The organism is Pseudomonas sp. AL03, assembly GCF_029960815.1.
GTDB lineage: Bacteria > Pseudomonadota > Gammaproteobacteria > Pseudomonadales > Pseudomonadaceae > Aquipseudomonas.
Genome location: NZ_JASBRE010000019.1, coordinates 108,635 through 134,259, shown reverse-complemented (window position 1 = coordinate 134,259; position 25,625 = coordinate 108,635). Strand labels below are relative to the sequence as shown.

Below are 25,625 nucleotides of genomic sequence, written 5' to 3'. Positions count from 1 at the left end.
CGCCCGAGCGCGGACCGAGCCGAACGCAGCCTCGCAGGCTCGGCAGCTGCTACAAGTCGAGGACCAAAGGCTGCGACCCCTGCGCCGGAATCGCACAACAAATCAGCACGTGTCCGTCGTCCGGCACTTCTGCCGGCGGCTGTGGATAATTCACCTGGCCGCTGATCAGGCGCGTCTTGCAGGTCCCGCAGGAACCGCCGCGGCAGCTGAATTCCGGGCGCAACCCACGGTTTTCCGCCAACTCCAGCAAACTGCCACCGTCGGGTTGCCAGCGGGCCTCTTTCGCCGAGCGCTGAAACACCACCGGCACCGAGGTCGTCGCAGCGGGCGGTTGCTCGATGACCACCGCGTCGGGGTCCGGCACCCGACGTAAAGTCGAGGGGCCGAAGGTTTCGGCGTGAATCCTTGCATCGCGGATGTCCATTTCCCGCAGGCTGTCATACAGCCCCTGGGTAAAACTGCTCGGACCACAGAGGACGAAATCCAGCTGATCGTAGTCCTCCACTTCAAGGAGGGTCTTGAGCAACGCGGTGTCGATCCGCCCGGTCAGATCGAAGTCTTCACCCTCTCGGGCCTCTGCCTCCGGCTGACTTAGCAGGCGCAACACCCTGACCGCATCACCCGCCTCATCGAGCAAGCGATCCAGCTCAGGCCGAAACACTTGATCGGCCAGCGTGCGCGAACTTTGGAAGAACCAGGTCGGCCGGATGCGGCGGGTGCGCAGGCCTTGATAAACCACCTCGCGCAGCATCGACAGCAGCGGCGTGATGCCTACCCCGGCAGCCAGAAGCACCAGCGGCCGACGTTCATTAGGTGCCACGGTGAAATGCCCCTGAGGCGCGCGAGCCTCCAACAGATCACCGACGCGCACCTGTTCATGCAGGTGCGAAGACACCAAACCGTCACGCTTCACGCTGATGCGGAAAAAATCATCGGACGGCGCGCTCGACAGGCTGTACGTACGGATATGCACATCACCGCCAATGTTGAAGCGCAGGGGTAAATGCTGCCCGGCCTGAAACACTGGCAACCCCGCGTCATCGGCAGGCTCCAGATAGATTGAGCGGATGTTGTGGCTTTGCGCTTCGATGCGCACCACCCGCAACGGCCGCCAGCGATCCCCCAAGGCCTGGGCTTGCAGACGGGCGTTGGCTTGCTCCCAAGTGCCGGTCAGCAAACTGGTGGGTGACACGCCGTCGAAGCGCCACTGCAGAGCAAGCGCGGCGGGACGACGCACCACGCTTTCCACTTTAAATGTCCACAAGCGCTCGGCCCCTTGAAACGCCTCGACCTGTGGGCCTTCAAGAATGACTTCGGTGCGACCGCTGAGGTGCAGCAGGTCTCCCGAATTGAAATCGATAAACAACAAACCGGCCCGAGGATTGAGCAGCAGGTTGCCCAAGGTGTTGAAAAACAGGTTGCCGGCGAAATCCGGAATGGTCAGGCGATTACCTTCTACCCGTACGAAACCGGCCTGGCCGCCGCGGTGAGAAACGTCCACCGAACGTTGGCCATCGACGTCCACGTAACTGGCGACAAAGAACGTATCGGCTCCCGCGATCAGGGTTTTGGCCGCATCATCCAGCTCGTTCAGGTGTTGCGCGACGCGAGTCGACGGATCCGCCAGTGGCACCGAACGAAACTGCCGCAATTGAATGTATTGCGGGCAATTGCCGAAGGACTGCTCCACCGCCACATTGAAGCCGCTTGCCGTCATCGCGCCGACTCGACCGTTGAGGCGGTTGCGGCGACGGGTGTGCAGTTCGATCCCCAGCAGGCCGATCGCCGCGCCCTCCGTCAGTTGCGCAGGATCATCCTCGCCCGGCAGGCTGCGAAATTGCAGCGCACCCGGCTCGAGCGAGTGAGCAAAGCCCGGTTGCCCTTCAAGAATACTGGCCCAAGGATTACCGTCGGCATCCACCGCGCCGTACAGCATGAACGGCAGTTGCTCATAGAACTTGCGGTGCTGGTCCGGCATCTCGCTACGAATCACCTTACGACCGAGTACCTCCATTCGCTCGGCAATGCCCACATGAGCCTGCAATTGTTTCTCGCCGGCGTGCCAGGGTGAACGGTCCATAACGGCTTCTCCCCTGCGCCATCGGCGCAGTGTGAACGACCCGACAGTGTCGGGCCGCAGGCATCAGGCAGTTTTTTGCAGACCGGCAACGGTGCGCGGCATGCCGACAAACCCTGGCAAGGCTTCGACCCGCGCCAGCCAGGCCCGGATGTTGGCGTAGTCTTCCAGCGACACATTGCCTTCTGGCGCATGGGCGATGTAGCTGTAGGCCGAAACGTCGGCAATGGTTGGCTCGGCGCCGGCCAGATACGGCGTTGCCGCCAGTTCCTGATCGATCACTTTGAGCACGGTGTGGGAATAAGCGATCACCTCTTCAGCGTTGTAAGGCGCACCAAACACCGTGATCAGCCTGGCTCGGGCGGGACCAAAGGCAATCGGCCCAGCGGCAATCGACAACCAACGCTGAACCTTGGCCGCGCCGGCCGGATCGGCTGGCAACCAACGGCCGTTACCGTACTTTTGCGCCAGATAAACCAGGATCGCGTTGGAATCGGCCAGTATCACGCCTTGATCATTAATGACCGGCACTTGACCAATCGCGTTGAGCGCCAGGAAATCCGGCTGTTTGTGCGCGCCCTTGGCCAGGTCGACAAAGATCAGCTCGGTCGGCAGTTGCAGCAGGGACAGCATCAGTTCTACACGGTGAGCGTGGCCGGAACGTGGGAAGTTGTAGAGCTTGATGGCTTGCATGGTTGACTCCGCTGGATAGTGGCGCTGTTAAAGAGAGATCAGCACCGATGGGGGGTCATCTTCCACCCGCAACCCAAACAACAAAATAACCAGCAAACGCAATCCATTATTTCATCCAGCGAAATAACCCTCTCACGCCTGCAAGGACGGGTGTTCACGCAGCGCGCTCACCGCGAAGTCCACAAAACTGCGGATCCGTACAGGAGCCTTGCGCCCGCCCTGATAGACAACATGGATAGGTAATGGCGGCAGTTCGAAGTCAGCCAGAACGATTTCCAGATCACCGGCGGCGACTTTGCTTGCCACTTGATAGGACAGAACCCGGGTCAGCCCCAAACCCAGGCATGCCGCCGAAATGGCCGCCTGATTCGCCGTCACCACCAGGCGCGGCTCCGGTCGAACACTCAGTGGTTCTCCCCCTTCAAGGAATGGCCAGGTTCTCAACTGACCGATAGAGGACGTCGCAATAACCGGTGCTTGAGCCAGATCATGAGGATGTCGAGGTCGACCGTGGGCCGTCAGGAAGTCCGGCGAGCCGCAAATCACCCGTCGAACCTCACCCACGCGAATCGCATGCTGATTACTGTCGGGTAGCTCACCGATCCGTACGGCGACATCGATCCCCTCCTCGACCATGCTGACCACTCGGTCGACCAGCACCCCATTGATGCAGACTTCAGGAAATAGCGTCAGATAATCCACCATCACCGGCGTGACAAACAATTCACCGAACAACACCGGCGCTGTGATTGTCAGCTGCCCACGCGGTTGAGCGTGACTGCCCGCCGCCGAATCCTCGGCTTCCTGCACCTCGGCGAGAATCCTCCGACAGTCTTCCAGGTAACGCTGACCCGCCTCGCTCAAATGCACACTGCGGGTGGTGCGCGTCAGCAGCAACGTACCGATGCGTTTCTCCAACGCCGCCACGGCGCGAGTGACACTGGCTGCCGACAGACCCAAACGCCGTGCCGCCGCCGAGAAGCCTTGGTCTTGGGCGACGGCGGCGAAGACCTGCATTTCCTGGAAACGGTCCATATGTGTGTCCTCATTAAAAAATCGGAAGATCGCAGCCTGCGGCAGCTCCTTGTATGTTGACCCTGATTCCAAAGCGAGAGATCTCGCTTAGGTCATGGACATGCATGCGTACCTGAAAAACATGTGGTACGGACATCGAACATTAAGTTGTTTGGTCGTTTCTTGAACGCCCCTGCTTGCGCAGTAGCCCTATCTGAATAAAAGGAACGTCAATGAGTGCAAATTTTTCAGGTATTACGTGGGGCTTTGCCGGTATCGACCGGCGTTTGCTGAAAGTGCAATTCAGCTTTTTGCTGATGGTTTTGGGTGGACGGTGCAATCAACTGGCGGTGGCCTGGTGGGCCTTGCAGGAAACAGGCTCTGCGCTCTACTTCGCCAACATGATTGCCTGTTCCATCGCGGCGGAGGTGTTAGCCAAACCCCTGCTTGGATGGCTGGGGGACAAGTACAACAAAATCCTGATCATCAAGCTGGCCTCATGGCTCAGCCTGCTGACAGCGCTATTGATGGTGGTGTTGTCCGCCACGGGGTCGTTCAACCCTTGGGCGGTGAGCGCACTGATGATGATCAGCAGTGCGATCGTCGGCGTGCGCGACCCTCTCCAGGCATCGATCATTCCTTTATTTGCAGACGACGATAAAGTCTCCCTGGCCTTTCGGACCAAAAGCGTGATGTCGTCCTTTTCGATTCTGCTCGGGCCGGTACTGGCCAGCGGGTTGATTTACGGGTTCGGTATCACGTTCGCCTTTGCTGTCGATTTTTTTGCGATTCTCATCGCCGGGGCGTTGATCGCGACCATCCCGAGCCACATCGGTGCCACTGGCCAGGACGAAAAAGCGCAGGGAGCCAGCGGCTTCAGCATGATTTATTCCGGCTTCAAAGTGGTTTACGGAGTGAAAGTCGAACTTTACCTGGCCATCATTGCAATGCTGATCAACTTTGCCCTATTTCCTTTCTTCACCATCCTGATCCCACTGTACGTAAAGGACGTCATCCAGTACCCGGTCACTTACATTGGCCTTCTGGATTCGTGCTTCGGGCTGGGCATTCTGGCGGGCAGTTACAAGATCATCGGCTGGTTATCCGAAAGGGTCCCCCGTGACATGTGTGTGTCCGCAGGTTTTGCATTACTGGGGTGCAACCTAGTGGTGGTCGGCACCGTTTCATCGTCGCTCATCGTACCCGCGGCCTTTTTCTGCGGCGGCGTAGGCCTGATGTTGATCAACATCCCCACCTCAGCAGTGAGGTTGCTGGCGACACCCAAGCTCCATCGCAACCGGGTTTTTGCCACGGTTTCATTTCTGTCTGCGGCGGCCAGCCCTTTGGGCAGTTTTGCGATGAACACCCTGATCGCCTATCTGGGGGTCACACTGACAATCACGCTGCTGGGCGTCATGGTGCTACTGCTGTCTCTGATGGTCTTTCTGGTACCCGATTTCAAAAATTTCATGCGTTCCCCGGATACGCAGCTCAACGATGCCTACCTGGACAAATACCCTGAAGCGTTTGCGCGCTGACGTGCCTCACCGTACGCCTCTTACAAACGGAGTTGCCTTTCACAATGCCGGGGATATGCGGCATGTGGGCAACAAACGTGACTCACCGTTGCTCATGCCGGATGTTCGTCTGAGAAGGCGACCAACTGACCGCCACAGACGCGGACTTTCGGGAGATTTGGCTTTCAACTTCGTCAACAACTCGTTGTGCCGCTTGTTGCCGAATCTCAGCCGGAAACTACGGCAGAAGAGGTACAGGAACAACTACGCAGGAGCACTCGTCGTGATCCTGCGTAAATCGCTTATTCCACCGTCACCGACTTCGCCAGGTTACGCGGCTGGTCAACGTCGGTGCCTTTCAATACGGCCACGTAATACGAGAGCAACTGCAGCGGAATGGTGTAGAGGATCGGCGACAAGGTGTTGTGTATGTGTGGCATTTGTACAACGTGAGTGCCTTCACCATTGGTCATGCCGGCCTGCTCGTCTGCAAAGACGATCAGCTGACCACCACGGGCGCGGACTTCCTGGAGGTTGGATTTCAACTTCTCCAGCAGCTCGTTGTTCGGTGCCACGGTGACCACTGGCATGTCGTTATCCACAAGCGCCAATGGGCCGTGCTTCAGCTCGCCGGCCGGATAGGCTTCGGCGTGGATGTAGGAGATTTCCTTGAGCTTGAGAGCCCCTTCCATCGCTACCGGGAATTGCGCACCACGACCGAGGAACAGGGTGTGGTTTTTCTCGGCGAACAGCTCGGCGATTTTCTCCACGGTGCTGTCCATGGCCAAGGCTTCGCCGAGGCGGGCCGGCAGGCGACGCAGCTCTTCAACCAATGTGGCTTCGACGCCTTTGGCCAACGTGCCGCGAACCTGGCCCAGGGACAGAGTCAACAACATCAGGCCGACCAATTGAGTGGTGAAGGCTTTGGTCGAGGCCACGCCAATTTCACGACCCGCCTGGGTCAGCAGTGTCAGGTCGGACTCACGCACCAGTGAGCTGATGCCAACGTTGCAGATCGCCAGGCTGGCGAGGAAACCCAGTTCCTTGGCGTTGCGCAGGGCAGCCAGGGTGTCCGCGGTTTCGCCGGACTGGGAGATGGTCACGAACAGCGTGTCGGGTTGCACCACCACCTTGCGGTAGCGGAATTCGCTGGCGACTTCGACCTGGCACGGGATCCCAGCCAGTTCTTCGAGCCAGTAACGGGCAACCATGCCGGCGTGGTAACTGGTGCCACACGCGACGATCTGCACGTTACGCACTTTGGCGAACAGCTCGGCCGCCTGTGGACCGAACGCTTGCACCAGCACGCCGTTCGGACTCAGGCGTCCTTCCAGGGTGCGCTGCACCACAGCCGGTTGCTCGTGAATTTCCTTGAGCATGAAGTGGCGGAATTCGCCCTTGTCAGCGGCTTCGGCGCCATCGCGGTACTGCACGGATTCGCGTTTGACAACTTGGCCGCTCACGTCCCAGATCTGTACGCTGTCGCGGCGAATTTCGGCGATATCGCCTTCTTCCAGGTACATAAAGCGATCAGTGACCTGGCGCAGGGCCAACTGATCGGACGCCAGGAAGTTTTCACCCAGGCCCAGACCGATGACCAGCGGGCTGCCACTGCGGGCGGCGACCAGACGATCCGGTTGCTGAGCGCTGATGACTGCCAAACCGTAAGCACCGTGCAGTTCTTTGACAGTCGCCTTCAGGGCCACGGTCAGATCACGCAGATCCTTGAGTTTGTGGTTCAACAGGTGCGCAATGACTTCAGTGTCGGTGTCCGAGGTGAACACGTAACCCAAGGCTTTGAGTTGCTCGCGCAGGGCTTCGTGGTTCTCGATGATGCCGTTGTGCACCACCGCCAGATCACCGGAGAAATGCGGGTGAGCGTTGCGCTCGCACGGCGCACCGTGAGTGGCCCAGCGGGTGTGGGCGATACCCAGGCGGCCGACCAGCGGTGCTTCGGCCAGCGCCAGTTCCAATTCACTCACCTTTCCCGGGCGACGCAGGCGCTCAAGCTTTTCGTCATTGGTGTAGACCGCCACACCGGCACTGTCATAGCCACGGTATTCCAGGCGTTTCAGGCCTTCGAGCAGGATGGCTGTGATGTTACGTTCTGCAACTGCGCCAACAATTCCACACATGTTATTTCTCCTGACTGACAGCCGCGAGGATCAAGTTGATTCCGCGGGCCTGAATCTGATCCCGTGCCGCAAGCGGCAGGCGATCATCGGTAATGAGGGTATGGACGCTGCTCCAGGGCAGCTCCAGGTTGGGAATCTTGCGGCCGATCTTGTCGGCCTCGACCATGACAACCACTTCGCGGGCGACTTCAGCCATGACACGGCTCAGTCCCAGCAATTCGTTGAAAGTGGTGGTACCACGAACCAGGTCGATGCCATCGGCACCGATGAACAACTGATCAAAGTCGTAAGAGCGTAGTACCTGCTCGGCCACCTGCCCCTGAAAGGACTCGGAATGCGGGTCCCAGGTGCCGCCGGTCATTAACAGCACCGGCTCATGCTCGAGCTCGCTCAAGGCATTGGCGACATGCAGGGAATTGGTCATCACCACCAGACCCGGTTGTTGGCCGAGTTCCGGAATCATCGCCGCCGTGGTGCTGCCGCTATCGACGATGATCCGCGCGTGCTCGCGAATCCGCGTAACGGCGGCGCGGGCGATAGCCTGCTTGTATTTGGACACCGGCTGACCAATGTCGGCCACCAGTTCTTGAGGCAGGGTGATCGCTCCGCCATAACGGCGCAGCAGCAAGCCGTTGCTTTCAAGCGCCGCGAGGTCCTTGCGGATCGTAACTTCCGAAGTTTCGAAGCGCTTGGCCAGCTCATCCACACTGACTTCGCCCTGCTCATTGAGCAAGGCGAGGATATTGCGACGGCGTTGAGGTGTATTGCGTTTCGACATGGCTTGGTAAGTTTCGATTCGAAAGATAACGGAAGCAATCAAAACCTATCGGCGAAACTTCGTCAAGCGTAAGGCGATAAAAAGAGCTGTGGATAACTCAGCTCTTTTTGATCTTCACCGGCCGCTTCCAGCCGTCGATGTTCTTCTGACGTGCGCGACTTACCGCCAACTGCCCGTTATCCACATTCTGGGTAATGGTCGAACCCGCAGCAGTCGTTGCACCTGCAGAGATATCCACAGGCGCGACCAACGAATTGTTGGAGCCGATGAATACATCTTCGCCCAACACGGTTGTCCATTTGTTGGCGCCGTCGTAATTGCAGGTGATGGTGCCGGCCCCGATGTTGGTCCGCGCACCAATCTCCGCATCCCCCAGGTAAGTCAGATGACCGGCCTTGGCGTCCTCGCCCAAATGAGCGTTTTTCAACTCAACGAAGTTACCCACATGGGCTCGTGCTTCCAGCACTGTACCTGGGCGCAAACGAGCGAACGGACCGGCATCGCTGCCTTCACCGAGAATCGCGCCTTCGATGTGGCTGTTAGCCTTGATCACCACCCCTTTGCGCAAGGTGCTGTCCTTGATCACGCAGTTCGGGCCGATCACCACGTCGTCCTCAATAACGACCTTGCCTTCGAGAATCACGTTGATGTCGATCAGCACGTCGCGGCCGACGGTGACTTCACCGCGCACATCAAAACGAGCCGGGTCACGCAGGGTCACGCCCTGAGCCATCAAACGACGACCGGCGCGCAGCTGATAGTGACGCTCAAGCTCGGAAAGCTGGTTGCGGTCGTTAGCACCCTGCACTTCCATGGCATCGTGGGGTTGCTCGGTGGCCACCACCAGCCCGTCGCTGACCGCCATGGCGATTACGTCGGTCAGGTAGTACTCGCCCTGGGAATTGTTATTGGAGAGGCGGCTCATCCAGTCGCCAAGACGTTCGAAAGGCAGCGCCAGAATGCCGGTGTTGCCCTCGGTGATTGCGCGTTCAGCTTCGTTGGCGTCTTTCTGCTCGACGATAGCGGTGACCTTTCCAGCCGCGTCACGGACGATGCGGCCGTAGCCGGTTGGGTCGTCCAGTTCAACGGTGAGCAAACCCAGTTGTTGCGGCGCCACTTTCTTCAGCAAACGTTGCAGGGTGTCGACTTCAATCAGCGGCACGTCACCGTAGAGAATCAGCACCGTGTCGGACTTGATGAACGGCACAGCCTGCGCCACCGCATGACCGGTCCCCAGCTGTTTGTCCTGCAGGACAAAATTCAAATCATCCGCCGCCAGACGCTCACGCACGGCATCGGCGCCATGGCCGATCACGACGTGGATGCGCTGTGGATCAAGTTGCCGGGCGCTGTGGATAACATGGCCAAGCATCGAGTTGCCGGCAATCGGGTGCAGAACTTTCGGCAGCGCCGAACGCATGCGAGTGCCTTGGCCGGCAGCGAGGATAACGATTTCTAAAGACATGACTGGCTACCAATCCTGGGTGGTCAGCGGCTGCGACCAGGTTATGAATGTCGGAAAAGAAAAAAGGGTAGCCGAGGCTACCCTTTTTAATCAATCGCACAACAAGTGGGGCCTATTAGTGGCCGAACTTCTTGCGGATCTGCTGGACGGTGCGCAGCTGAGCTGCAGCCTCGGCCAGACGTGCGGCAGCAGAACCGTAATCGAATTCTGCGCCACGGTCATGCAAGGCCTTCTCGGCAGCCTTAACGGCTTCCTGAGCGGAGGCTTCGTCCAGGTCGGCAGCGCGTTGCACAGTGTCGGCAAGCACCTTGACCATGTTCGGCTGAACCTCGAGGAAACCACCGGAGATGTAATACACCTCCTCTTCCCCGCCCTGCTTGATCAGGCGGATCGGGCCCGGCTTGAGATTAGTGATCAGCGGCGCGTGACCCAGGGCGATACCAAGATCACCCAGTGCACCGTGCGCAACCACCATCTCGACCAGGCCGGAAAAGATTTCCCCTTCCGCGCTGACGATATCGCAATGGACTGTCATAGCCATCTGATTGCCTCAAACTAAATTAGCGCCCGTTACCGGGCGCCGGGATTACAGTTTCTTGGCTTTCTCGATCGCTTCTTCGATGCCGCCGACCATGTAGAACGCTTGTTCTGGCAGGTGGTCGTAGTCACCGTTGAGGATGCCTTTGAAGCCAGCAATGGTGTCTTTCAGGGAAACGTATTTACCCGAAGCACCGGTGAAGACTTCAGCCACGAAGAACGGTTGCGACAAGAAACGCTGGATCTTACGAGCACGGTTTACCAACTGCTTGTCGGTTTCCGACAGCTCGTCCATACCCAGGATCGCAATGATGTCCTTCAGTTCTTTGTAACGTTGCAGAACATACTGTACGCCGCGAGCGGTGTCGTAGTGGTCCTGACCGATCACGTTCGGGTCCAGCTGACGCGAAGTCGAGTCCAGTGGATCGACCGCTGGGTAGATACCCAGGGAAGCGATGTCACGAGACAGAACGACGGTGGCGTCCAAGTGGGCGAAGGTGGTCGCTGGCGACGGGTCAGTCAAGTCATCCGCCGGTACGTATACCGCCTGGATCGAGGTGATCGAACCGTTTTTGGTCGAAGTGATACGCTCTTGCAGAGTACCCATCTCTTCAGCCAGGGTCGGCTGGTAACCTACTGCGGAAGGCATACGGCCCAGCAGTGCGGATACTTCAGTACCGGCCAGGGTGTAACGATAGATGTTGTCGACGAACAGCAGTACGTCGTTACCTTCGTCACGGAACTTCTCGGCCATGGTCAGGCCGGTCAATGCTACGCGCAGACGGTTACCCGGCGGCTCGTTCATCTGACCGTAAACCAGTGCCACTTTGTCCAGAACGTTGGAATCCTTCATCTCGTGGTAGAAGTCGTTACCCTCACGAGTACGCTCACCCACACCGGCGAACACGGAATAACCGGCGTGCTCGATGGCGATGTTACGGATCAGTTCCATCATGTTTACGGTTTTGCCTACACCGGCACCACCGAACAGACCGACTTTACCACCCTTGGCGAACGGGCAAACCAGGTCGATAACCTTGATGCCGGTTTCCAGCAGGTCGTTGCCGCCTGCTTGTTCAGCGAAGGTTGGCGCAGGACGGTGAATGCCCCAGCGCTCTTCGGTGTCGATCGGGCCAGCTTCGTCGATCGGGTTGCCCAGAACGTCCATGATCCGGCCCAGGGTCGCTTTACCGACCGGTACGGAGATGGCAGCGCCAGAGTCCGTGACTTCCAGACCGCGCTTCAAGCCTTCGGTGGAACCCATCGCAATGGTACGAACCACGCCGTCGCCCAGCTGCTGCTGAACTTCCAGGGTGGTTTCAGCCGCGCTCACTACTTTCAGCGCGTTGTAGATGCTCGGTACGCTGTCGCGTGGAAATTCCACGTCGATAACGGCGCCGATGATTTGAACGATACGTCCGCTACTCATAGCTGGATCCTCTGAATATTTGAACCGTTAAACCGCGGCAGCGCCGCCGACGATTTCCGAGATCTCTTGGGTGATCGCAGCCTGACGCGCCTTGTTGTAGACCAGCTGCAAATCGCTGATCAAATCACCGGCGTTGTCGGTAGCGTTCTTCATCGCGATCATCCGCGCAGCTTGTTCAGCCGCGTTGTTCTCGACCACCGCCTGGTAGACCTGCGACTCAACGTAGCGGACCATCAAGCCGTCAAGCAGCTCTTTGGCATCCGGTTCGTAGAGATAGTCCCAGTGGTGCTTGAGTGATTGATCCGCGGTTGCCTCCAGTGGAATCAACTGCTCCACAGTAGGCTGTTGCGTCATGGTGTTGATGAACTTGTTGGACACCACGGACAGGCGATCAATACGGCCGTCCAGGTAGGCATCCAGCATCACCTTGACGCTGCCGATCAGATCATTGATCGACGGCTCTTCACCCAGGTGGCTGATAGCTGCAACGACGTTACCGCCGAAGTTGCGGAAGAAAGCCGCACCCTTGCTACCAACAACACACAGATCGATCTCGACGCCGTTTTCACGGTTTTTCGCCATGTCCTTGACCAAGGCCTTGAACAGGTTGGTGTTCAAGCCACCACACAGACCACGGTCACTGCTCACTACGACATAACCGACGCGCTTGATTTCACGCTCGATCATGAAGGGGTGGCGATATTCCGGGTTGGCGTTGGCCAAATGACCAATAACCTGGCGGATGCGCTCCGCGTAAGGACGGCTAGCAGCCATGCGCATTTGTGCTTTGCGCATTTTACTGACCGCCACTTTTTCCATGGCGCTGGTAATCTTTTGCGTGCTTTTGATGCTCGCAATCTTACTGCGAATCTCTTTTGCGCCTGCCATGTAACACCTATCAGGTTAGCAAGCGGGAGCCTTGCGGCTCCCGCTGCGGCTTACCAGGTTTGGGTGGCCTTGAACTTCTCGATACCGGCTTTCAGGCCAGCGTCGATTTCGTCATTGAAGTCACCCTTCACGTTGATCTTCGCCATCAAATCGGCGTGATCGCGGTTGAAGAAAGCAATCAGCGCTTGTTCGAAGCTGCCGATCTTGGCGATTTCAACGTCAGTCAGGAACCCACGCTCAGCGGCATACAGCGACAGCGCCATGTCAGCGATCGACATTGGTGCGTATTGCTTCTGCTTCATCAGCTCGGTAACGCGCTGACCATGCTCAAGTTGCTTACGGGTCGCTTCGTCCAGGTCAGAAGCGAACTGGGCGAATGCCGCCAGTTCACGGTACTGAGCCAGAGCGGTACGGATACCACCGGAGAGCTTCTTGATGATCTTGGTCTGAGCGGCACCACCCACACGGGATACCGAAACACCGGCGTTCACAGCAGGACGGATCCCGGAGTTGAACATGGCCGATTCCAGGAAGATCTGACCGTCGGTGATGGAAATCACGTTGGTCGGAACGAACGCGGAAACGTCGCCAGCCTGGGTTTCGATGATCGGCAGTGCGGTCAGGGAACCGGTTTTGCCGGTCACTGCGCCGTTGGTGAACTTCTCTACGTACTCTTCCGAAACGCGGGATGCGCGCTCCAGCAGACGGGAGTGGAGATAGAACACGTCGCCTGGGTAAGCTTCACGGCCTGGTGGACGGCGCAGCAGCAGGGAAATCTGGCGGTAAGCCACTGCTTGCTTGGACAGATCGTCATAAACGATCAGCGCGTCTTCACCGCGGTCGCGGAAGAATTCACCCATAGTGCAACCGGAGTACGGTGCCAGGAATTGCAGTGCTGCAGATTCCGAAGCGCTCGCAGCCACGACGATGGTGTTAGCCAGTGCGCCGTTTTCTTCCAGCTTGCGAACAACGTTAGCGATGGTCGATTGTTTCTGACCGATAGCTACGTAGACGCAGAAGATGCCACTGTCTTTCTGGTTGATGATCGCGTCGATCGCCAGAGCGGTCTTACCGATCTGACGGTCACCGATGATCAGCTCACGCTGGCCACGGCCGACAGGGATCATGGCATCGACAGCCTTGTAGCCAGTCTGTACAGGCTGGTCTACCGACTTACGCCAGATCACGCCTGGAGCAACTTTCTCGACCGCATCGGTCTCGGTGTTGTTCAGCGGACCTTTGCCGTCAACAGGGTTACCCAGTGCGTCGACTACGCGACCCAGCAGTTCCTTACCAACCGGAACTTCGAGGATGCGGCCAGTGCACTTGGCGCTCATGCCTTCAGCCAGAGACTGGTAAGAGCCCAATACAACGGCACCTACAGAGTCTTGCTCCAGGTTGAGAGCCATACCGAAGACGCCGCCCGGAAACTCGATCATCTCGCCGTACATGACGTCGGCCAGACCGTGAATCCGCACGATACCGTCAGATACGCTGACGACAGTGCCTTCGTTACGGGCTTGGGAGGTCACATCGAGCTTGTCGATGCGGCCCTTGATAATTTCACTTATTTCGGAAGGATTGAGTTGCTGCATTGCTCTGCTGCCCCTTCAAACTCAAGATTTCAATGCTTCGGCAAGGTTCGCGAGTTTGCCGCGAACCGAGCCATCGATTACCAGGTCGCCGGCGCGGATGACAATGCCCCCAATAAGGGATTTGTCTTCCTCGACTTGCAGGCGCACTTCCCGGTTGAGTCGTGCACTGAGAACCTTGGCGAGTTTGTCTTGCTGTTCTTGGTTCAATGCAAAAGCACTGGTGACTTCAACGTCTACCGATTTCTCTTGTTCGGCCTTGTACAGGTCAAACAGAGCGGCAATCTCCGGCAACAGCGGGAGACGGTCGTTTTCGGCAACGACGTGAATGAAGTTCTGTGCCTTCACATCAAACTTGTCGCCGCACACGTCAATAAACGTGGCGGCCTTGTCTGCGCTCGTCAGTCGCGGGGCCTTGAGCACGCGCTGCATGGTGTCGTCTTGCGACACTGCTGCAGCCAGGCCGAGCATGGCTGACCAAGAGGCCAGTTGCTGGTGGGCCTGGGCGTGCTCGAAGGCTGCCTTAGCGTAAGGTCGGGCCAACGTGGTCAATTCTGCCATGATCGCCCTCGCTTAAATTTCAGCAGCCAGTTTGTTTACCAGCTCCGCGTGCGCGTTCTGATCGATTGTGGCACCCAGGATCTTCTCGGCGCCGCCAACGGCCAGAGCACCCAATTGGGCACGCAGCGCGTCTTTGACACTGTTCAGTTCCTGCTCGATCTCGGCCTGAGCCTGAACCTTCACACGGTCAGCGTCGATACGGGCTTTTTCAACAGCCTCTTCGACGATCTGATTACCGCGTTTCTTGGCTTGCTCAATGATTTCGGCTGCCTGAGCTTTAGCTTCGCGCAGTTGTTGACCCGCTTTATCTTGGGCCAACTCCAGGTCGCGAGCTGCTCGGGCGGCAGCGTCCAGTCCATCCGCGATCTTCTTCTGACGTTCGTGCAAAGCCGCGATGACCGGAGGCCACACGAACTTCATGCAAAACAGTACAAAAATGAAGAACGCAACGGACTGGCCAATCAGGGTTGCATTAATGTTCACGCCAACACCTCGCTCGTTCGTTGCACATCACACCCATTACTCGAAGGTTCGAGTAATTAGCCAGCGAGTTGACCAACGAATGGGTTCGCGAAGGTGAAGAACAGAGCGATACCAACGCCGATCATGGTGACGGCGTCGAGCAGACCGGCAACGATGAACATTTTAACTTGCAGCATTGGAACCATCTCTGGCTGACGCGCTGCGCCTTCCAGGAACTTGCCACCCAACAGGCCGAAACCAATTGCGGTACCCAGTGCGCCCAGGCCGATCAACAGTGCAACAGCGATAGCGGTTAGACCAACTACAGTTTCCATCTTTCCTCCCGACTTTTACGTCGTATGGTTTAGGTTTTTTAGATTTTAAAGCGGTAAAACAAATCGTTTCATAGCCCTGTTCGGGCACCCACTCGTTTGACCGAGTGGGACATCAGACTAGTCTGAGACTGGTCTTAATGGTTTTCTTCGTGCGCCATCGACAGGTAAACGATGGTCAGCATCATGAAGATAAACGCCTGCAGGGTGATGATCAGGATGTGGAACACAGCCCACGCCCACTGCAGAACTATACCCAGGCCGCTAAGCCAGAGCAGACCGCTGCCGAACATCACAGCGATCAGAATGAAGACCAGTTCGCCGGCGTACATGTTGCCGAACAGACGCAGTGCCAGCGAAATTGGCTTGGCGATCAGCGTCACGAACTCCAGCAGGAAGTTCACCGGAATCAGCAGGGCTTGAAGGAAAATATTCTTGCTGCCAAACGGGTGCAGGGTCAGTTCGCCGATGAAGCCGCCGATGCCCTTGACCTTGATGCTGTAGAAAATGATCAACGCGAACACCGACAGGGCCATGCCCAGGGTAGCGTTCGGGTCAGTGGTCGATACGGCACGGAACGGAATGTGCGCATCACCCGTGATCAGGATGGCCAGCTGAGGAATCCAGTCGACCGGGATCAGGTCGACGGCGTTCATCAGGAAGACCCAGACGAAGATGGTCAGTGCCAGTGGTGCAATCACCGGACTACGGCCATGGAAGCTGTCTTTCACGCTGCCATCGACGAATTCGACCAATACTTCAACGAAGTTCTGCAAAGCACCAGGCTGACCGGAAGTCGCCTTCTTCGCCGCCATGCGGAAAAGAAGAACGAAGATCAGACCCAACGCGACCGACCAGCCAAGCGTATCGACGTGGAAAGCCCAGAAGCCCATTTCCTTGGCTTCTGCTGCGGTGTGCGCAAAGCCCCAGCCGCCGTTAGGTAGCTGCCCGAAGGTCAGGTTCTGCAAGTGGTGCTGGATATAGCCCGAAGCGGTTGTCTCTGCCATGGTTGCCTCAAACGCCCTAAGGTCTCGAAAGTCTTGTTCTCATCAGCAGGGGCGCGAACCAGCTGACCAGTTGGGTCAACACGAAGACGCCGAATACAGCTAGCGGCGCCAATGGCTTCACACCTGCAAACGTCAATGCAAAGAGCACTGCCGTCAAAATCAGTTTGCCCGCCTCGCCGGCATAAAATGACCGGACGATGGCTTGAGCTGCTCGGGCGCCGGAAAACCGAAATGCCCTGTGAGCGAAATAAACATTGGGCAGCAAGGCTATCAGGCCTCCGCAAAGTCCTGAGTACCCGGCTACGACTCCATGCCAGTACCAAAGCGCCAAAGCGGCCAGTACCAAAACGACAAATTGAGCCAGTAATACCGGAAAAACTGCCAGGCGATGGAACGGCAAGCGGTTTGGCGTGCGGCTCTCCATCGTTTCTACTCCCCAATGATCGGCTGCCAGAATTCAATAACTTGGCATAATTTGTGCCGACAAAATGCGCGCAGAGTATAGGGGCGGTTCTGCCCCTATTCAACTGTCAGGTAGTGATTTCCCACTGCACGCTACATGAGGAAATGTTTCAGCGGATGTGTGCAAGCACACCTTGAAGCTCATCGAGGGAGTTGTAACCGATCACCAACTGCCCCTTCCCCTTTTTCCCGTGGCGGATCTGCACCGCAGAGCCTAGGCGCTCAGCCAGACGCTGTTCGAGTCGAGCAATATCCGGGTCCTGCTTTACCGGTTCAGCAGGTTCCTGTTTGCCACTCAACCACTGGCGAACCAGTGCTTCAGTCTGGCGCACCGTCAGCCCCCGTGCGACAACGTGTCGCGCCCCTTCAACCTGTTGATTCTCCGGCAAACCGAGCAAAGCACGGGCATGACCCATTTCCAGGTCGCCGTGGGACAGCATGGTTTTGATGACTTCCGGCAACGCGATCAAGCGTAGCAGGTTAGCCACAGTCACGCGGGATTTGCCCACCGCTTCGGCCACTTGCTGCTGAGTCAGCTGGAACTCTTGCTGCAAACGCTGCAAGGCGACCGCTTCTTCGATCGGATTGAGGTCTTCGCGTTGGATGTTCTCGATCAGCGCCATGGCGATCGCGGTTTCATCCGGCACATCGCGAACCATTGCCGGGATGGTTTCCTGGCCAGCCTGCTGGCTGGCGCGCCAACGACGTTCGCCAGCGATGATTTCGAAGCGACCGCTGCCGATCGGACGAACCACGATCGGCTGCATCACGCCCTGAGCCTTGATCGACTGTGCCAGCTCTTCCAGGGCTTGTGGGTCCATGTCCCGACGCGGCTGGTACTTGCCGCGCTGGATCAGGTCCAGGGGCAGGTGCTGCAGCTCACGCTGATCTGCCTGCACCGCTTGTTCTTCCAGCGAGCTGACAGTCGGACCACTCAGCAGTGCATCCAGTCCACGTCCGAGACCTCGTTTCTTGACGGCCATGGGGATTCCTTAAGTTGCCTGAGCAGCGGCGGTGCGTGAGTTTTTGCGTTGACGGCGAACCATCTCGCCGGCCAATGCCAGATAGGCAATGGCGCCCCGCGATGATTTGTCGTACGCCAGTGCCGGCATGCCATAGCTTGGCGCTTCGGCCAGGCGGATGTTGCGCGGAATCACCGTGTCGTAGAGCTGCTCGCCGAAGTGTTCCTTGAGCTGCGCCGAAACATCGTTCATCAGGCTCAGGCGCGGGTCATACATGGTCCGCAACAGCCCTTCGACTTTCAGGTTCGGATTCAGCAGTTCTGCGATGCGCTTGATGTTATCCACAAGGTCGCTCAAGCCTTCGAGCGCGAAGTACTCGCACTGCATGGGGATAATGACCCCGTCAGCCGCAACCAGCGCGTTAAGCGTGAGCATCGACAGCGACGGCGGGCAGTCGATCAAAATGTAATCGTAGTTTTCACGGATCGGCGCCAACGCACTGCGCAGGCGGCTTTCCTTCATCTGCATTTCCAGCAGAACCACTTCGGCCGCGGTCAAGTCACGGTTGGCCGGCAGCAGTTGGTAACCACCGTGCTCGGAGTAGTGCATGGCCTGGGCCAGATCGCATTCGCCGATCAGCAGGTCGTAGACCGAGTTTTCCAGGCTGTGTTTATCCACACCGCTACCCATGGTGGCGTTGCCCTGTGGATCGAGATCAATCAACAGCACCCGACGCTTGGTAGCGACCAGGGAAGCTGCGAGGTTGATGCAGGTGGTGGTCTTGCCCACACCACCCTTTTGGTTCGCTATCGCGAATACCTTAGCCATTCTTGCTTGTGTTCCCAATCATGCCGTGCGGCGCAGTATCAGCAGATGGCGTTGGCCTTGGCAACCGGGTACGGCCAGGGCGTGTTCGCTATCGAGGTGGAAGTCTGCCGGCAATGCTACCAGCTCATCGGCCGGATGAACGCCCTTCATTGCCAGCCAACGTGTATCGGCGTCGCCGAGGTGACGAGTCCAGTTGCTGAAGTTCTCCATGCTGCTGAATGCCCGGGAAATGATCCCGTTGAATGGCAATGCAGGCTGAAAGGCTTCGACGCGACTGTGGATAACTTGCAGGTTATCCAGTTTGAGTTCGAGTTTGACCTGAGTCAGGAAGCGGGTTTTCTTGCCGTTGCTGTCCAGGCAGGTCACTTGGGACTCTGGAAACAGGATGGCCAACGGAATGCCCGGCATGCCGCCACCGCTGCCAACGTCAAGCCAGCGACCGTTTTCGACGAACGACATCACGCTCAAACTATCGAGCAAGTGACGGGAAACCATTTCATCCGGATCGCGTACGGCGGTCAGGTTGTACGCCTTGTTCCATTTGATCAACAGGGCCAGATAACCCAGCAGCTGAGCATGCTGGGTTTCTGTCAGTGTGACACCGAGCTGGCGAGCACCTGTGGATAACTCTTCTGCTTGTTGCGAGGTGAACAACGAACTCAAGCGCTTTGCTCCAACTGACGGCCCGCGCCGCGTTTTTTCAAATGAATCATCAACAGCGAAATCGCTGCCGGCGTCACGCCCGGGATACGCGACGCCTGGCCCAGGGTCTCTGGACGGGTCGCACCGAGCTTGCTCTGGATCTCTTTGGAGAGACCGGAAATATTCGTGTAATCGATATCCACAGGCAGTTTTGTGTCTTCGCTGGCCCGCAGCCGTGCGATTTCATCCTGTTGGCGATCGATGTAACCGGCGTATTTGGTCTTGATTTCGACCTGCTCGGCGACTTGCGGGTCTTCTGCACCCCCACCGGTCACGGCGATCAGACCAGCGTAGTCGATTTCCGGACGGCTCAGCAGATTGAGCAAGTTGTATTCGTGGGTCAGCGGCGTGCCGAATTTCTCGGAAATCGCATCGCCCTGCTCGGTACCCGGGCGAACCCAAGTACTTTTCAGGCGTTGCTCTTCCAGCGTGATGCTTTCGCGTTTGGTGCAGAACGCAGCCCAACGCGCGTCGTCCACCAGACCCAGTTCGCGACCTTTTTCGGTCAAGCGCAGGTCGGCGTTGTCTTCGCGCAGGATCAGGCGGTATTCGGCGCGGGACGTAAACATCCGATACGGTTCCTGGGTACCCAAGGTAATCAGGTCGTCGACCAACACTCCGATGTACGCCTCGTCGCGACGCGGGCACCAGGCATCTTTGCCCTGAGCACGCAGTGCGGCGTTGGCCCCGGCCAGCAAACCTTGGGCGCCGGCTTCTTCGTAACCGGTGGTGCCGTTGATTTGCCCGGCAAAAAACAGACCGCCGATGACTTTGGTTTCCAGGTTGTACTTCAGGTCACGCGGGTCGAAGTAGTCGTACTCGATGGCGTAACCCGGACGAACGATGTGCGCGTTTTCCATGCCGCGGATCGATTGCACGATCTGCAGTTGCACGTCGAACGGCAGGGATGTGGATATCCCGTTCGGGTACAGCTCGTTGGTCGTCAGGCCTTCCGGTTCGATGAAGACCTGATGGCTTTCCTTGTCGGCAAAGCGATGGATCTTGTCTTCGATCGACGGGCAGTAACGCGGGCCGATACCTTCGATCACACCGGAATACATCGGCGAGCGATCAAGGTTGGCGGCAATTATTTCGTGGGTGCGGGCGTTGGTGTGGGTAATCCAGCAGCTGACCTGTTTCGGATGTTGCTCTTTGGAACCCATGAACGACATCACCGGGATCGGCGTATCGCCGGCTTGCTCGGTCATCACCGAGAAATCCACAGAACGACCGTCGATACGCGGCGGTGTGCCTGTTTTCAGTCGACCAACCCGCAGTGGCATTTCACGCAATCGGTGAGCCAGGGCGATCGACGGCGGATCACCGGCACGGCCACCGGAAAAATTCTGCATGCCGATGTGGATAAGTCCACCGAGGAAGGTGCCAGTGGTCAACACCACGGAGTCCGCCAAGAAACGCAGGCCCATTTGGGTGACAACACCGCGTACTTGTTCCTGCTCGACGATCAGGTCGTCGGCAGCCTGTTGAAATATCCACAGGTTCGGCTGGTTTTCCAGGGCTTCGCGGACAGCGGCCTTGTACAGAACCCGATCAGCCTGAGCGCGAGTCGCTCGCACGGCCGGGCCTTTACGGCTGTTCAACACGCGAAACTGAATACCACCTTTGTCGGTAGCCATGGCCATCGCGCCGCCGAGGGCATCGATTTCCTTGACCAGGTGGCTTTTGCCAATGCCGCCGATGGCGGGGTTGCAACTCATGGCGCCGAGGGTTTCCACGTTATGCGTCAGCAACAGGGTTTTTGCACCCATACGTGCTGAGGCCAGTGCTGCCTCGGTACCGGCATGACCGCCGCCGATGACGATCACTTCAAAACGGGAAGGGAAATCCACCACGCACCTCGTGCCTGCTTCAGTTAGGTAATCAGGAATAGTTTGAGCTCAGGTTTTTGGACCTGGGCGGCAAGTATAGGGACTTCGCCCTTCCTAAAGAACCCTTTGCACAAAATTTAACCAGCTGTGGAAAAGTCGCGGTTATAGAAATTAAAAAGAGAGAGATTTATTAAATCTTTGTTTTTATGTTTATTTCTACTGAGGCACATTTCTGTGGATAGATCTCTACAGGCCTTTATATTCAATATGTACAGAGATTCAAAAGCCTGTGGTCATGTGCCAAGGAGGCCCTTGGATAACCGGTTTAAGCCTGTGGATTAAAGAAGCTGTTATCCACAGGGGCGGTTATCTTCAGTTTTGAGGCCCTGTTATCAACTGCCCTTACTGGCAGTTATTCACAGGGCTTAATCCACAGAAAAACGCAGAATAGGCAAATCCAGGGCACGGAAAATCCACACAAGCAGAAAGAATCTGCCTGGCACTGGAGGAGAATTCAGGAAAAGGAAGGAACAGACAGGCACGAATGTCCTGTCTGTGGACAACGGAAGGATTATTTACCGATACAGAAGCTGGAAAAAATTCGTCCCAGAAGGTCATCGGAGCTGAATGCACCGGTGATTTCACCCAAAGAGTGCTGAGCCTGGCGCAAATCTTCGGCCAGCAGTTCACCGGCACCGGCCAGGGTCAGCTGCGCACGGCCGTGCTCGAGGGAAGCACTGGCATGACGCAACGCGTCAAGGTGACGTCTGCGAGCGCTGAAGCTGCTCTCCGAGGTCTGTTCGTAGCCCATGCAGGCCTTGAGGTGGTCGCGCAGCAATTCTAGCCCTTCACCTGCAGACTTGGCGCTCAGGCTGATGGTGACGTGGCCATCCTCGCTGATTTCCAGGGCAATGGCTTCGCCAGTCAGGTCAGCCTTGTTGCGGATCAGCGTGACTTTCGCCGGATCCGGACGGACTTCCAGGAATTCCGGCCATAACGCGAACGGATCAAGTGCCTCAGGAGCGGTAGCATCGACCACCAACAGCACACGATCAGCCTCGCCGATCGCTTTCAACGCCCGTTCGACGCCGATTTTTTCCACCTGGTCTTCGGTATTTCGCAGACCTGCAGTGTCGACCACGTGCAGCGGCATGCCATCGATGTGGATATGTTCACGAAGAATGTCCCGGGTGGTGCCGGCAATCTCGGTCACGATCGCTGCTTCTCGTCCGGCCAGGGCATTCAGCAAGCTAGACTTACCGGCATTCGGCCGGCCCGCAATCACCACGGTCATCCCGTCACGCAGCAAGGCACCCTGCCCAGCTTCTCGCAGGACGGTGGATAACTCGTCACGCACGTTGTCGAGCATGCTCAGTACGTGGCCATCGGCAAGGAAGTCGATTTCTTCTTCAGGGAAGTCGATAGCCGCTTCGACATAGATGCGCAGGCCTATCAGTTGCTCGGTGAGGTTATGTACACGCTCGGAAAATGCGCCCTGCAAGGAACGCAGGGCATTTCGTGCAGCCTGTGCAGAACTCGCCTCGATCAAGTCGGCAATGGCTTCGGCCTGAGCCAGGTCTAGTTTGTCGTTGAGGAACGCCCGCTCGCTAAATTCACCTGGCCGTGCCAATCGGCAGCCGAGTTCCAGGCAACGCTGAAGCAGCATATCCAGAACTACCGGACCGCCATGGCCCTGGAGTTCCAGCACATCTTCACCGGTGAACGAGTTCGGACCTGGAAAATACAGTGCGATGCCTTGATCCAGAACCTCATCGTTTTCACTGAGAAATGGGCCGTAGTGGGCGAATCGCGGCTTGAGTTCACGACCGCTAAAGGCTTTGGCCGCAACGCTCGCCAGCGGCCCGGAAATACGGACGATGCCTACACCGCCACGACCTTGAGCGGTGGCGACGGCTGCAATGGTTTCACGAGGAACGCTCATAAACCGTTATCCAGACAAAAGTGACAGATAGCAAAACGCCCCACTAGGGGGCGTTTTGAGTGGTTATCCACAGTGTAAATCAGGCAGCTGCTTTGGTAGCCGCTTCGATCTTACGAGTGATGTACCACTGTTGGGCGATCGATAGGCAGTTGTTCACTACCCAGTACAGCACCAGACCCGCCGGGAACCACAGGAAGAAGAAGGTGAAGATGATTGGCATCATCTTCATCACCTTGGCCTGCATCGGATCCGGAGGAGTCGGGTTCAACTGCTGCTGGATGAACATGGTTACACCCATGATGATCGGCAGAATGAAGAACGGATCCTTGATCGACAGGTCAGTAATCCACAGCATGAACGGCGCTTGGCGCATTTCAACGCTTTCCAGCAGAACCCAGTACAGCGAAAGGAAAACCGGCATCTGCACGAGGATTGGCAAGCAGCCACCCAGCGGATTGATCTTCTCTTTCTTGTACAGCTCCATCATGGATTGCGACATTTTCTGCCGGTCGTCGCCATGTTGCTCTTTCAGCGCGGCCAGTTTTGGTGCCACTGCACGCATGCGCGCCATGGATTTGTAGCTGGCAGCCGACAGCGGGAAGAAGATCCCTTTGATCAGCATGGTCAGGAAGATAATCGACCAGCCCCAGTTACCGACCAGCGCGTGGATGTGCTGCAGCAGCCAGAAAATTGGCTGGGCAATGAACCACAGAATGCCGTAGTCGACGGTCAGTTCCAGACCTGGGGACAACTCTTTCAACACAGCCTGGCTTTTCGGACCGGCGTACAGAACGGCGCTGGTCTCGGCTTTTGCACCTGGCGCGACAGTCATCGCCGGGGCGGTGTAGCCGATGATGTAGTTGCCTTTGCTGTCTTTACGGGTCTGGACGACGTTATTTTCGCCCTTGGCCGGAATCCATGCGGTCACGAAGTAGTGCTGCAACCAGGCAACCCAACCACCGGTTACGGTTTCTTTCAGCTGAGCCTTGTCCATGTCGCTCATCGACACTTTCTTGTACGGCTCGTTACTTGTCCACAGGGCGGCGCCCAGGTAAGTCGCGGTGCCGGTGGCCGTGCTGGAAGAAGGATCGGAGCTGGCGTCACGCTTCAACTGCGCGAACATTGCACCGGACCAGGGCTGAGCGCTCTGGTTATCGATCAGGTAGGAAACGGTTACGTCATACAGGCCACGTTTCACGGTGAAACGCTTGATGTAGTTGACGCCGTCCTTGCTGAACTTCAGGTCTACGACCAATTGGTCCTGACCGTCAGCCAGTTGGTAAACCTTCTTCTCCGAGGAGTAAACCGGACGACCTGCAGGATTTGCGTCTGGACCGTTGGTGCCGATCAAACCGCTCTGGGCCAGATAAGTCCGTTCGTTGCCGTTATCGAACAGCTGGAATGGAATGTCCGGATGGTCCTGGCGACGTGGATACAGCGGCAAGGTCAACTGGGCAACATCGCCACCTTGTGGATCGATTGCCAGGTTGAGTACATCCGTTTTGATCTGGATGAGGTCTTTGCTTGCAGCCACTGGCGTTTCAGCAGGTGCAGTGGCACTGGTTTCGCTTGCGGCGCGTGGAATGTCGTCACTGACAGAAGCATTATTGCCAGTCGCCGTATCCGGTAAACCCGGTGCGGTAGTACTGGAAGCAACATTCTGAGTCGGCAGGGCAGCCTGGCCATAGTCCTGGTTCCATTTAAGAACCATAACGTAGGTCACGATTGCCAGGGCGACGATCAGGATCGTGCGTTTGATATCCATGATTACTCGGCCATCGAAGAAGAACGGGAGGTAGGGATAGATGGAACCGGGTCATAACCACCGGGATTCCACGGATGACAGCGACCTAAACGACGAAAGGCCAGCCAGCCACCGCGCAGAAGGCCATGATTTTCTATGGCTTCATACGCGTAGCAGGAACAACTGGGGTAGAAGCGACAGTGACTGGCCATCAGAGGACTAATGGCATAGCGATAAAACTGGATCGGAACGAGTGCCAGTTTACGCATCGGGACTGTCTACCCCTACAGTTTCGGTTTTGACTGCTGGTACTGGCGTGCTGCGTGCCAGACGCTTCCAGAGTTTGCCGAAATGCTGAATCAATTCGGGGTTTTCTACGTCCCCCAAACCTTTGCGCGCGACGATAACAATGTCCCAGCCGACCAGTGAATCCTGGTGCAGACGGAACGATTCGCGCATCAGACGTTTGAGGCGATTGCGCTCGACGGAGAGCTTTACGCTCTTTTTCCCGATAACCAGCCCGAGACGGGGGTGATCAAGATCGTTGTTGCGCGCAAGGAGCAGGAGATTTTTCCCCGGAACCTTGCCGGTAGGGGAGTCAAAGACTGCCTTGAAATGCCGGGGAGTAAGCAGGCGCTTTTCCCGACTGAAGTCCTGACTCACCTCCAG

At 57.4% G+C, this 25,625-nt stretch carries 24 protein-coding genes; 1 reads left to right on the top strand and 23 read right to left on the bottom strand.

The features are described from left to right. Positions 1 to 49: 49 nt before the first annotated feature. The 3 genes from QK293_RS19020 to QK293_RS19010 form a co-directional block, all read right to left on the bottom strand. Positions 50 to 2,080, bottom strand: coding sequence for a pyridoxamine 5'-phosphate oxidase family protein (locus QK293_RS19020; RefSeq protein ID WP_282379796.1), 2,031 nt, complete (start codon positions 2,078 to 2,080; stop codon positions 50 to 52). Positions 2,081 to 2,143: 63 nt separating this feature from the next. Then, positions 2,144 to 2,770: a glutathione S-transferase gene (locus QK293_RS19015; RefSeq protein WP_282379794.1), complete on the bottom strand. Its 627-nt coding sequence runs from the start codon at positions 2,768 to 2,770 to the stop codon at positions 2,144 to 2,146. Positions 2,771 to 2,902: 132 nt separating this feature from the next. Next, positions 2,903 to 3,805 carry a LysR family transcriptional regulator gene (locus QK293_RS19010; RefSeq protein ID WP_282379792.1) on the bottom strand — a complete coding sequence of 301 codons (903 nt, stop codon included), beginning with the start codon at positions 3,803 to 3,805 and terminating at the stop codon, positions 2,903 to 2,905. 212 nt (positions 3,806 to 4,017) lie between these two features. Here QK293_RS19010 and QK293_RS19005 point away from each other — a divergent pair, with 212 nt between their 5' ends. Continuing rightward, on the top strand, positions 4,018 to 5,322 hold the full coding sequence (locus QK293_RS19005; protein ID WP_282379791.1) for an MFS transporter: 1,305 nt from the start codon (positions 4,018 to 4,020) through the stop codon (positions 5,320 to 5,322). 281 nt (positions 5,323 to 5,603) lie between these two features. Here the strand turns inward: QK293_RS19005 and glmS are convergent, their stop codons facing one another. From glmS to rnpA, 20 genes are all read right to left on the bottom strand, one after another. Further along, positions 5,604 to 7,436, bottom strand: a complete 1,833-nt coding sequence (gene glmS / locus QK293_RS19000; protein WP_282379790.1) for a glutamine--fructose-6-phosphate transaminase (isomerizing) — start codon at positions 7,434 to 7,436, stop codon at positions 5,604 to 5,606. A 1-nt stretch (position 7,437) separates the two neighbouring features. Then, the gene (locus QK293_RS18995) at positions 7,438 to 8,214 is read right to left on the bottom strand and encodes a DeoR family transcriptional regulator (RefSeq protein WP_282379789.1); all 777 of its coding nucleotides are present in this window, start codon (positions 8,212 to 8,214) and stop codon (positions 7,438 to 7,440) included. A gap of 97 nt (positions 8,215 to 8,311) precedes the next feature. Continuing rightward, positions 8,312 to 9,679, bottom strand: a complete 1,368-nt coding sequence (gene glmU / locus QK293_RS18990) for a bifunctional UDP-N-acetylglucosamine diphosphorylase/glucosamine-1-phosphate N-acetyltransferase GlmU (protein WP_282379788.1) — start codon at positions 9,677 to 9,679, stop codon at positions 8,312 to 8,314. A 115-nt stretch (positions 9,680 to 9,794) separates the two neighbouring features. Next, entirely contained in the window at positions 9,795 to 10,220 is a 426-nt protein-coding gene (locus QK293_RS18985; protein ID WP_008155716.1) for a F0F1 ATP synthase subunit epsilon, read from the bottom strand. Between the two features lie 45 nt (positions 10,221 to 10,265). Further along, entirely contained in the window at positions 10,266 to 11,645 is a 1,380-nt protein-coding gene (atpD, locus tag QK293_RS18980; RefSeq protein WP_282379787.1) for a F0F1 ATP synthase subunit beta, read from the bottom strand. 27 nt (positions 11,646 to 11,672) lie between these two features. Then, entirely contained in the window at positions 11,673 to 12,533 is an 861-nt protein-coding gene (gene atpG / locus QK293_RS18975) for a F0F1 ATP synthase subunit gamma (RefSeq protein WP_282379786.1), read from the bottom strand. A 50-nt stretch (positions 12,534 to 12,583) separates the two neighbouring features. Further along, a complete protein-coding gene (gene atpA / locus QK293_RS18970) occupies positions 12,584 to 14,128 on the bottom strand; it encodes a F0F1 ATP synthase subunit alpha (protein ID WP_282379785.1) in 1,545 nt (514 codons plus the stop codon). Positions 14,129 to 14,149: 21 nt separating this feature from the next. Then, positions 14,150 to 14,686: a F0F1 ATP synthase subunit delta gene (locus QK293_RS18965; protein WP_282379784.1), complete on the bottom strand. Its 537-nt coding sequence runs from the start codon at positions 14,684 to 14,686 to the stop codon at positions 14,150 to 14,152. Between the two features lie 12 nt (positions 14,687 to 14,698). Then, positions 14,699 to 15,169, bottom strand: coding sequence for a F0F1 ATP synthase subunit B (locus QK293_RS18960; protein ID WP_008027535.1), 471 nt, complete (start codon positions 15,167 to 15,169; stop codon positions 14,699 to 14,701). A 56-nt stretch (positions 15,170 to 15,225) separates the two neighbouring features. Beyond that, complete coding sequence (gene atpE / locus QK293_RS18955) at positions 15,226 to 15,483, bottom strand: F0F1 ATP synthase subunit C (protein ID WP_002555987.1); 258 nt, start codon at positions 15,481 to 15,483, stop codon at positions 15,226 to 15,228. A gap of 134 nt (positions 15,484 to 15,617) precedes the next feature. After that, positions 15,618 to 16,487 (bottom strand): F0F1 ATP synthase subunit A, encoded by an 870-nt coding sequence (gene atpB, locus QK293_RS18950; protein ID WP_282379783.1) that lies wholly within the window; start codon positions 16,485 to 16,487, stop codon positions 15,618 to 15,620. Positions 16,488 to 16,503: 16 nt separating this feature from the next. Then, positions 16,504 to 16,911 carry a F0F1 ATP synthase subunit I gene (locus QK293_RS18945; protein ID WP_007948092.1) on the bottom strand — a complete coding sequence of 136 codons (408 nt, stop codon included), beginning with the start codon at positions 16,909 to 16,911 and terminating at the stop codon, positions 16,504 to 16,506. 148 nt (positions 16,912 to 17,059) lie between these two features. Next, on the bottom strand, positions 17,060 to 17,932 hold the full coding sequence (locus tag QK293_RS18940) for a ParB/RepB/Spo0J family partition protein (protein WP_077748853.1): 873 nt from the start codon (positions 17,930 to 17,932) through the stop codon (positions 17,060 to 17,062). A gap of 9 nt (positions 17,933 to 17,941) precedes the next feature. Continuing rightward, entirely contained in the window at positions 17,942 to 18,739 is a 798-nt protein-coding gene (locus QK293_RS18935) for a ParA family protein (RefSeq protein ID WP_282379780.1), read from the bottom strand. 18 nt (positions 18,740 to 18,757) lie between these two features. Further along, complete coding sequence (gene rsmG / locus QK293_RS18930) at positions 18,758 to 19,402, bottom strand: 16S rRNA (guanine(527)-N(7))-methyltransferase RsmG (protein ID WP_282379779.1); 645 nt, start codon at positions 19,400 to 19,402, stop codon at positions 18,758 to 18,760. Beyond that, complete coding sequence (gene mnmG / locus QK293_RS18925; RefSeq protein WP_282379778.1) at positions 19,399 to 21,291, bottom strand: tRNA uridine-5-carboxymethylaminomethyl(34) synthesis enzyme MnmG; 1,893 nt, start codon at positions 21,289 to 21,291, stop codon at positions 19,399 to 19,401. The genes rsmG and mnmG overlap by 4 nt, the downstream gene beginning before the upstream one ends. Before the next feature lie 550 nt (positions 21,292 to 21,841). Next, entirely contained in the window at positions 21,842 to 23,212 is a 1,371-nt protein-coding gene (gene mnmE / locus QK293_RS18920; protein WP_282379777.1) for a tRNA uridine-5-carboxymethylaminomethyl(34) synthesis GTPase MnmE, read from the bottom strand. 79 nt (positions 23,213 to 23,291) lie between these two features. Further along, the gene (gene yidC, locus QK293_RS18915; RefSeq protein ID WP_282379775.1) at positions 23,292 to 24,977 is read right to left on the bottom strand and encodes a membrane protein insertase YidC; all 1,686 of its coding nucleotides are present in this window, start codon (positions 24,975 to 24,977) and stop codon (positions 23,292 to 23,294) included. Positions 24,978 to 24,979: 2 nt separating this feature from the next. After that, entirely contained in the window at positions 24,980 to 25,225 is a 246-nt protein-coding gene (yidD, locus tag QK293_RS18910) for a membrane protein insertion efficiency factor YidD (RefSeq protein ID WP_074872215.1), read from the bottom strand. Then, on the bottom strand, positions 25,218 to 25,619 hold the full coding sequence (gene rnpA, locus QK293_RS18905; protein WP_027926203.1) for a ribonuclease P protein component: 402 nt from the start codon (positions 25,617 to 25,619) through the stop codon (positions 25,218 to 25,220). The genes yidD and rnpA overlap by 8 nt, the downstream gene beginning before the upstream one ends. Positions 25,620 to 25,625: the final 6 nt, after the last annotated feature.